This window comes from Pseudomonadota bacterium, assembly GCA_022572885.1.
GTDB lineage: Bacteria > Pseudomonadota > Gammaproteobacteria > Steroidobacterales > MnTg04 > MnTg04.
Genome location: JACZVC010000018.1, coordinates 1 through 8621, shown reverse-complemented (window position 1 = coordinate 8621; position 8621 = coordinate 1). Strand labels below are relative to the sequence as shown.

Below are 8621 nucleotides of genomic sequence, written 5' to 3'. Positions count from 1 at the left end.
GGCTCGCAATGACAAGAATGATCAATAATTTACGTTACAGTGCACTAGTATCGAGTATCAAATATCAAAAACTCTTTTCAACTTCCATTTCTATCATTTCATCTTTTCACCACTACACTCCCATTGGAAAAGTATTTCTAGAACTGGCCGGCCGGTGTATAGGGTGAAAAGGTGAAATCGGGGAATTCAGGCATGTTGATGCCACTCAGAAAATCTAATCTCTAGAACGATTCGGCTTACGTTGTTCGACCCCACACGCGTAAGGGACTGCAGCCCTTGCGCATATACACTACCCGGCGATTTGAATCGATATCCCTCTGAATAAAGGGAAAAGGAGACTTTCGGGGACATTCGGGGATTTTCGAGGCGTGTATGGCCGTTTATTTGCCGTAAATGTATCGATTTGTCCGAGAATCTCGGATGAGCATTCGTTTGCCGCCTACCCAGTTACTTGACGCATGCTTGATAAATCAAATCCCAGTGAAAACCTAGCTCACAGTTACCAGTGCTTTTAAATGTTAACGGTCGAACAAATGCACTTTCTACAGAATCTCTTTCTCCCTTAAGCCGCGTTTGACTGGCATCTTTTACGCATATGCCGCTGATATGCCCCGGTTTTTTCAGGCACACTTCCAAAACACTGCATTGGAAATCGCTGTTGCATTGATTGTCGTCGTTAGCACGTATTGACTGGCTTGGTGAGCGGCGAGTCCTATCGTCACTAGAACTACTGCTCGATGTAAAACTATCTTGAAAGTTATAGTATTTCGCACCTTCGACGATCAAATAAATACCCGCAACAAGGATCACACCATCTACTAGCGCATTTGCAATGCTTCCCAGCACGTTTGATGAGGCCGTGCGCTGCGGGCGCTTTGCACCGGCGTAAACTAGAAGATCGACAATATTTTCGTTGCCAGCTTCAATGGCGTATTCGATCGGTTGCTTGATTTGATTTGAGTACGAATGATACGCACCGTTTGCTAATAAAACCCTAGCAGCATCGAAATAACCATATTGAGCTGCCATTGAAAGTGGGGTAAGGCCACTAAGCGTCAATCGGTTGGGATTCGAGCCTCTTTTAATAAGCAATCCGATTATTTCCGAATTTCCCAATACAGAAGCAGCAATTATTGCTGAGAAGTTGTAGTCGCCTCCAAGCGGTACATCACAGCGGTATTCCAGGGGTGCGCCAAGATCGAGCAAAAGTTTTGTAGACTGTATATTTTTACGCGCAATTGCCGAACCTAAAGGCGGCAAAAAACTGCCAATATTTAAGCTCCGATTCCACCAGGTCGGATAGCTTTGATCAAGCGCACACACGGCGATGTCAACACCGTTTTCCGCCAGATAACCGTATGTGCTTAAAGCACTCGCTGTTGCGGCAACTCCAAAATAGCCTCGTCGGAGCGTAGCTCCATTTTGATGGAGCAGCTTGACCATTTCTAGATCATCATTACTAATTGCTCGATTGAGTGGGGAAGTTACCCATTGGTTACCGTTAACACTGCCGCCTTTTTCAATGGCTCTTTTCGCGGCCTCTATGTCGCCCGAATCAACAGCTCTTCCAAGCGTACTGACGCAGCCGGAGACCAGGATCAATAAGATGGCCAAAAATGCGGCACGGATGACCGTTACTGGCTGGAATCGCAGGCTCATAGGATTCACCCCTTTGCGATCGAACAACGTGCCAAGATAATACGAAAACGGCGTCACCGTGTCTGTAGATTTAGCTCGACTAACCCCTATTCGTAAGCTTTGTCAGGTCAATTAGACTGATTCTGACCACTTCTGATGACCCAAAGCAGATATTTGTTTTTGATTAACCTGCTTCATGTGTAGCCCTTACAAATCGTTGGTTATCCCAATTCAAACGGGTCTAAGCTTGGCTTATAAACTTGTTTTTGTTGCGTTTTTTCTACTCAGCGTAATGGTTAACGCTGGGCCGAACAATAATGATGAAAGTTCAAGGCATCAAAGGCAATCGTTCACTCAAGAATTGTTTGAAAAAGTTAACAAATCGGTCTGCACAATAATTGCGATTGATAAGTTCGGGAATACAATTTCAGGAAGTGGCTTCCTGATTTCAAATAGTTTCCGGGTGCCAACCTAGTTTGGTGACGAAATGAGATCGCCTTCGATAGATAACTTCTCACCTTCGATCAGTTTTCTTAAATGTATTTTGAGCGACTTTTTCATATTAGATGTGACCCGCTGTAGACCAAATGATTTTGCGACTACAGCTATTAGCTCATCACCCACTATCGAATGTGATCGTTTGACCGCAGTCTCGAACGCAAGTGCAATCTCTTCGGGTGCGATCATTTTCAAATTTCGTGCAGAGTTATCTAACCCAGTCCTGTCTCTTACTTTTATTTTTGCGCCTCCCGCGGGCCATAGGAAACCTTTAATTTTCTTTATGCTTTTTCTCGACCGTACTGCCGTGTTAAGCGCAGAAAGATATGCGGTCTTTATACGAGAACCAGCTCGATTTACTCCGCAGGCTTCCATTATCCGCCTCAATACTTCTTCATTATGAACTGGTGCTTCAATATCCACCACCATTTCGATGTATTCTGCAAACCTTTGCATTGATAGCTCATGCAACCCTTTGCCGCCAAGACTTACACTTATGTCCGCCATCCAGTAATCGCTTGCCACAGTAGGATCTTTCACAGAAGGGCTCTTAACCGAACGCTCAACTCTAAACTCTTCGTCTGCGTTTCTATCGCTCTTGTTCGCAGGAGCTCCCCTACTTATTTTCGCACGCTCTATTGCCTCAGCGACGCGACGGATTTCCTTCTCCGGATCTCGAAAATAATCTGTACTCCAAATCCTGTGTATTCGCCAGCCCAGACGCTTCAATACTTCCTCTCTAAGGCGATCTCTATCTCTAGCCCATTTCGCTGAGTGGTATGTGGCCCCATCGCACTCAATACCAAGTATGTAACTACCCGGACGCTCAACATCAACCACTCCAATATCAAGTTTGAATCCGCCACTTCCAATTTGGGACCTGACTTCGTAACCCAGTCTCCTCAAGGCTAGTATCACTGAGTCTTCAAATGGCGAATCAGTTTCATCGGATCCCAGATCAGGAACATCCAGAACACGCGTTTTCGCATAGTTCAGAAACGTTTTCAATACCGCTACACCCCTTTGAGAGGATCTATTGAGGTCCAAGTCACCCGATTCAAAGTTTGCAAAAACACGACAAGTCTGCTTCGCCCTAGAAATCAAAACGTTCAGTCGCCTCTCGCCACCATTTCGATTAACTGGACCGAAATCCATCGCAAGATAGCCTTCCTTTGTTTTGCCATAACCAATGCTAATAAAAATGGTGTCCCTTTCGTCACCCTGGACATTCTCTAAATTCTTTGTAAAGAAAGGCTCATCATGAGAATGAGCAAAAAAGTTTTCGCATGATTCATCCTTTCTCCTGATCAACTCTAATTGCATCTCAATTGCATCTCTCTGAACTTTACTAAACGCAACTACGCCAAGTGTTTCCGTCGGTCTACTTTTGGCATGTTTCATGACCTCCAACGCGATCGCTTGAGCTTCACGCGGGTTTGTTCGAGTAGTGCCTCTTTCATATGCAGTATTAGGTAAATGGAGAAACTGAAGCCCACGCGCAGTTGGATGGTTTCCAGGAGCAGGAAAAAGAATGAGTTTATTGTTATAGAACTCATAGTTAGAAACAGCTATCAGTGACTCGTCTTGACTTCGATAATGCCACTTGAGCATGATTTGCCGGCAACCTTGAGAAATAAATAACCCAAGAATACTTTCCATATCTGCCACGATATTTTCATCGTCATCGTTAGTGGGACCCACTAGAGAGTCGAAGAAATTCGTCGGTGGCATTTGCTTATCGTCGCCCACTACGACGACCTGCTTACAACGCAAGATTGCGCCAAAGGCATCTACTGGCTTGATCTGGCTGGCTTCATCAAAAATCAATACGTCAAAGGAATGGCCACCCGGTTGCAAGAAGTTAGCGATAGACAATGGGCTCATCATGAAAACCGGCTTAATCTGCTGAATCGCTCGGCCTGCTTCACCAAGCAAACGTCGAATTGGCATGTGACCACGTTTGCGGTTTATCTCTCTTCTAATAATTCCAACTTCACCAGCATTAAAGTTAGGTAACAAATCCCAATGCTTCTTGGCCAAGATCGCCCTGTTCTGCAGAAACTGTCCAGTATCAAGTTTGCAAAACTCTTTGATGTCTTGTTCGTGTCTAGATCTGTCAAACCGCTGCAAAGCCGTACGACTGTTATAGGCCTCCTTCAACAATTTCTCGACCCATTCCAACTCAATTGCTGTTTCCAATTGAACCTCGCCCGGCGTAGTACTCGCAGTTAATTCCACGAGTTTGGAGAGCCCCATATCTTCCAACTCAGCCACGACATTGTTGTACGCAGTGACCTCATGAAGGCGTGACAAATTCTCCTTCAAGAAACCTAATTTCATTACGATCTCGTCAAAGCGGAGATCACCGAAGAAATTCGACGGCATCCCAAGCTTTTCTAAAACAATTTCTTTGTTTGTCTGCCAATTCGGTATTGCTTTGGAAATCCGAGATACGAGCCCTGAAAGACCTCTCAGCTCCGGGTCTCCGGCCAAGAACGCGATAAGCCCATCCGGTATCTTGCCTTCACCTATTTCTTCATATAGCAAGACAATCCAGTTTGCCAAACCATTCAAAACATCCCAATCTGATGAAAGTCCCTGCCACTGTGCACCATATAAGGTTGATCCCAAGCCTTCTAATGGCTCAAATATTCTTGCGTTTCTTTGATACTCTAGGATGTCATCAACAACAGGCAGTAGGCTATGCCTGCCATCTGGCAATCCATTAACACAAAGGCCTGCCAACCGTTTCTTTTCTCTCCGATACTCTGAAGAAAAGAAGCGCCACCACTTGTCCGTATAATTAATTAGTGCATGCCGGATGCTCAGCACATCGAATGCCCAACTCTCCTCAATCAGTAGATCGTCTCGCCCGGATTTTAACTCGAACATTTTTCTTCCGGAGTCACAAAGCTTCTTGAGATCATCCCGGCGCACTTGCCACTCGGCTGAATTGACTCTGACGCCAACTAGATGCGGTGCCTCAATTGCCCTTTCTGCCGCTCGGATATAGATGTCTACATCTAAAATGCAGTTTGGCCTGGAAAGATGGAGACGTGACGAAAGTTCTGCTGTTGTTGCCATCAAGCTTTCTAGCGACTGCGTTGCTTCCGAAAGCGATCGCTCTATTGACGACTCATCAGTCGGAAGCAGAACGCCCAGCCTGGAGCCGAAGAAAGGATGCTTTTCTGGAATGCCAAACCTCTCAAGGACTGCTTCGTATTGCCTAACGAGTGCTTGTTTCTGCTGAATATCGAACCAAGACCATTCACTCATTTTATCTATCTGAAGTTCGAGGTTTCTCGATCCGGAACCAATCAATTCTCTCCGCTTCCCAATCAGATAGTTCGGCGAAAATCCGGAGTTGCTCACTGGTTTGTTTATCGCGCCAGCGTAATCATCTAATCGCTTTTCAATTTGAGCCAGACTTGTCAGATCCACCTTGGTTTTCCCAAGAGTAGGCTTACCTAAATCCAATGTCCGATGCAACTCTCCCAAAAGTGCCTTTTTGTTCGTTTTATGACTATGAAGTTCCAGAATAGAATCGCCCAAATCAATGTGATCGAGCCGTCGCTTAACCACTTCCAAAGCTGCCATCTTCTCTGCTACAAACAAGACCGTTTTGCCGTTCGCAAGACAATCCGCAATCAGATTCGTGATGGTCTGGGACTTTCCAGTCCCGGGAGGCCCCTGAATCAAAATGCTCTTGCCTTGTTGGACTGCTACTATGGCAGCGGTTTGAGAACTATCGGCATCTACTACTTGGTGGACTGATATATCCGCAGGAAGAGGATCTTGATCATCGTCTGGACTGATGTCGGTTGAAGGCTCTGTAAAACCAACGCCTAGCAGTGCGTCGATAACTTCATTACTATGCGCAGTAGAGTCTTCTGGCCACTTGGACAAATCCAGGTCTTTGTACATCAGGAATTTTCCGAAGCTGAAAAAGCCCAAACAAATTTCGTCGCTTTTAATTATCCAGCGGGTCTGGCTTTCGATAGATCGGCTCACGGCGTTAAAATAGTTTTTTACATCTAGATCTTCACCATTAATTTCCGGCAACTCAACCCCAAGAATGTCCTTTAGTTTTTCCGCTAAAGAAAGATTTATCGACAGTTCACTCTCACTGTACTTCACCCAAAATCTGGATTTGGCGCTTTTTCTGCTCAGCTCCACAGGGACAAGAATAAGTGGTGCCTTACGAACGATCTCCGATGAATTAGCGTCATACCAATGAAGAAATCCAATCGCCAGGTAGAGTGTATTGACTCCTTGTTCCTCCAAAAACGTTCTAGCTGCCCTATATATTTTCAATAGACGTGCATGGAGGGACTCTGAGGCCAAACGCGTTTGAAGTTTATTGTCGGTGTAGCGGGCTGCAATACCAACAGTTGATTGCTGATCTTGCTCCTCATCCTCCGCAAAAATAGTCGACCAATCCTGGTCAGATTCAGAAAGCGACAAAAATAAGTCTTCGTCCATTTTATCTATTTTTTCGCCTGGAAGCGGGACGAAGCACATTTTCTTTCCATCAGTCACGAGCATCTTGTAGACTTGATCGGAGAGTTCGTCTATAACATCTATTCGATTTGACCTGGCTCGGTAGTTCAGAAGAGAGTTACGGAGGCCAAGGTCCAATAACTCTTTTCTGGCTTTCTCTAGATGAGCTAGCACATGCGGATTCATTATCGTCTTCCCCTACTAGCAAGATCGCTTATTTTTTCTTCCCGTGCTGGTCTACCCCACCCAGCAGCGCAGTGTTTCTTGTCACTTTACCGTACAAACTAGGCAATTCTCAAAATTATAGGTCTATCACGCCATATTAGATCGTGAATTGAGCCGTTTAAACATTCAATTTCTATTTCTTATAATTCTCGCGGCCTTTATCATTTAACTCGTCAATGTCCTCATTGCGAATTTTTGAGTTGCACTTTAGGCAAGTAACTTGTGATTTGCCTTCTCTCGCTAGAGTATTTGCCGCATATTGAAATCTGTCCCAGGAGCTTGGAACTGCCGTAGGCTCGTTTATACTTTTATCCCGCCTTCGCAACCAGTTCAAAATTGCTCCTTCCTGGTCTCGATAAAGACTTGGGTGTGCAGCCAGTCGCGTACCAAGAACTTCCTCAACTTCGGCAGCCTTAAAAAGAAACTCCCCAAAAGTTTCTTCGTACCGACCATGTCCCTGCCTGTAAAGAATAACCTAACCGCAGATTGGTGGATTCTCACGTAGCCGATCCAGTTCTCGCATCCTTTTGGCGATCCCATAATCGTCAAATAAGGGGTCAGGATCTATCAAATAATGCGGTTTTAAGGCGAAGAGAGGCCAAAGAAGACTTACAAGCGAAAAAGTAAACCAAATGTCCAACTTTCTGGAGTCCCAATTATAGGAATCGAGTACATATACCATTTGCAAAGCGAGGCGTATCGCGACGATCAGCACGCCAGCAACATAGCTATCAAGCAGTAATTTCATGGGTTCAACTGACACCAGGCTTACAAGGCCTTTGTAAGTTTTAGTATTATTTCAGTACACATACTGTACAATGTAACGCATTCGGCATCATAAGGGAACATTTGTGGCCAGACTGAAAACAGCGACACTCAACCTGCGGATTGACCCGGGGGTGAAGGAGGCTTTGCGAATAGCTGCGAAAGAAGAGCATCGAAGCATTGCTAACATGGTCGAAGTGCTGATTCGAGAACACTGCAAAGACGCGGGCATTCCGGTGCCGGAACAAGTCGAGCTTTTCCAGGAAGAAAAAAATGAATGAAAAAGTAATTAGGGCGCTGGTTGAGGCGGGTGCTGTGCGGCAGGTACGAATAATTGCCGACCAATCAAGTTTTCACGTAAGAATAGAAACAGCCAATGGCAGTAACGTTGCGGAAACATTGAAGGGTAAGTTAAAAACCTGGAGCACCCTTAACGCTGCGGCCAAGTGGATTCGCTCATTGGGGATCGGGGAGGCAAAACTGGAGATTACGCATTGGAATCCGAACCAGAAGGCCATGTCGCTATGACTAGCGCATCAAAAAATGGGGGTGCCGAAATAGGGCTTGTATATATCTTGTCTAATCCAGCTCTAAAAGGCTTGTTAATTATTGGGTTTACGATAAACGAGGGTATAGAAACAAAAATTAGCCAACTAAATGGCAGCATCGACTTATCGTTGCCGTTCGAGGAGGTTTTTTCATTACTGGTAACCTACCCTAATCAATATAAGTCTGAATTTGAAGCCAGGTTCCGCAAGTACCGTGTTCCGCAAGGTAAAGGATTGTTTAAAATTGATGCCGATACAGCGCGTGCAGAAATTCTGAAAATGCTACGTTATTCAGGTGACCATCAAACAGCAAAGATGAGGAATACGTTGGAAGCTGTCTTTCTCGCCGAGGAAGATGAATATACGGAATTTTTTGATAAGGAATATTCGCTTGAGGATCAAATTGCTATTGCTAAGGAACTTTTAATGAGCAAAGTAACAAGCGAG

At 45.0% G+C, this 8621-nt stretch carries 5 protein-coding genes; 3 read left to right on the top strand and 2 right to left on the bottom strand.

Annotation, left to right across the window (positions count from 1 at the left end; translation table 11 throughout):
* Positions 1-447: 447 nt before the first annotated feature.
* On the bottom strand, positions 448-1659 hold the full coding sequence (locus IIA05_08020; GenBank protein MCH9027044.1) for an ankyrin repeat domain-containing protein: 1212 nt from the start codon (positions 1657-1659) through the stop codon (positions 448-450).
* 450 nt (positions 1660-2109) lie between these two features.
* Complete coding sequence (locus tag IIA05_08015) at positions 2110-6822, bottom strand: DUF3320 domain-containing protein (GenBank protein MCH9027043.1); 4713 nt, start codon at positions 6820-6822, stop codon at positions 2110-2112.
* Positions 6823-7712: 890 nt separating this feature from the next.
* On the opposite strand from IIA05_08015, the gene IIA05_08010 reads away from it, so the two are divergent.
* The 3 genes from IIA05_08010 to IIA05_08000 form a co-directional block, all read left to right on the top strand.
* The gene (locus tag IIA05_08010) at positions 7713-7907 is read left to right on the top strand and encodes a hypothetical protein (protein ID MCH9027042.1); all 195 of its coding nucleotides are present in this window, start codon (positions 7713-7715) and stop codon (positions 7905-7907) included.
* Positions 7900-8154, top strand: a complete 255-nt coding sequence (locus IIA05_08005; protein MCH9027041.1) for a hypothetical protein — start codon at positions 7900-7902, stop codon at positions 8152-8154. The genes IIA05_08010 and IIA05_08005 overlap by 8 nt, the downstream gene beginning before the upstream one ends.
* Positions 8121-8621, top strand: a 501-nt coding sequence (locus tag IIA05_08000; GenBank protein MCH9027040.1) for a GIY-YIG nuclease family protein, incomplete at its 3' end; no start/stop codon positions are given. The genes IIA05_08005 and IIA05_08000, both read left to right, overlap by 34 nt.